Consider the following 1,030-nt stretch of genomic DNA (forward strand, 5'->3'; position numbering starts at 1 on the left):
GGCGAAGCTGAGAACTTAAGCGCCAGTAAACGGCGGTGGTAACTATAACCATCCTAAGGTAGCGAAATTCCTTGTCGGGTAAGTTCCGACCTGCACGAATGGCGTAACGACTTCTCGACTGTCTCAACCATAGGCCCGGTGAAATTGCATTACGAGTAAAGATGCTCGTTTCGCGCAGCAGGACGGAAAGACCCCGGGACCTTTACTATAGCTTGATATTGGTGTTCGGTTCGGCTTGTGTAGGATAGGTGGGAGACTTTGAAGCAGCAACGCCAGTTGTTGTGGAGTCGTCGTTGAAATACCACTCTGGTCGTGCTGGATGTCTAACCTGGGTCCGTGATCCGGATCAGGGACAGTGTCTGGTGGGTAGTTTAACTGGGGCGGTTGCCTCCTAAAGAGTAACGGAGGCGCCCAAAGGTTCCCTCAGCCTGGTTGGCAATCAGGTGTTGAGTGTAAGTGCACAAGGGAGCTTGACTGTGAGACTGACGGGTCGAGCAGGTACGAAAGTAGGGACTAGTGATCCGGCGGTGGCTTGTGGAAGCGCCGTCGCTCAACGGATAAAAGGTACCCCGGGGATAACAGGCTGATCTTCCCCAAGAGTCCATATCGACGGGATGGTTTGGCACCTCGATGTCGGCTCGTCGCATCCTGGGGCTGGAGTAGGTCCCAAGGGTTGGGCTGTTCGCCCATTAAAGCGGTACGCGAGCTGGGTTTAGAACGTCGTGAGACAGTTCGGTCCCTATCCGCTGTGCGCGTAGGAGTGTTGAGAAGGGCTGTCCCTAGTACGAGAGGACCGGGACGGACGAACCTCTGGTGTGCCAGTTGTCCTGCCAAGGGCATGGCTGGTTGGCTACGTTCGGGAGGGATAACCGCTGAAAGCATCTAAGCGGGAAGCCTGCTTCGAGATGAGCACTCCCACCTCCTTGAGAGGGTAAGGCTCCCAGTAGACGACTGGGTTGATAGGCCGGATATGGAAGCCCTGTGAGGGGTGGAGTTGACCGGTACTAATAGGCCGAGGGCTTGTCCTCAG

At 55.7% G+C, this 1,030-nt stretch carries 1 rRNA gene; it reads left to right on the top strand.

Annotation, left to right across the window (positions count from 1 at the left end):
• Nucleotides 1–1,028 (top strand): 23S ribosomal RNA (locus ACFV6D_RS38865); the annotation flags it as partial.
• Nucleotides 1,029–1,030 lie beyond the last annotated feature (2 nt).

Source organism: Kitasatospora sp. NPDC059812, from assembly GCF_042732075.1.
In the GTDB taxonomy this organism is placed as follows: domain Bacteria; phylum Actinomycetota; class Actinomycetes; order Streptomycetales; family Streptomycetaceae; genus Kitasatospora.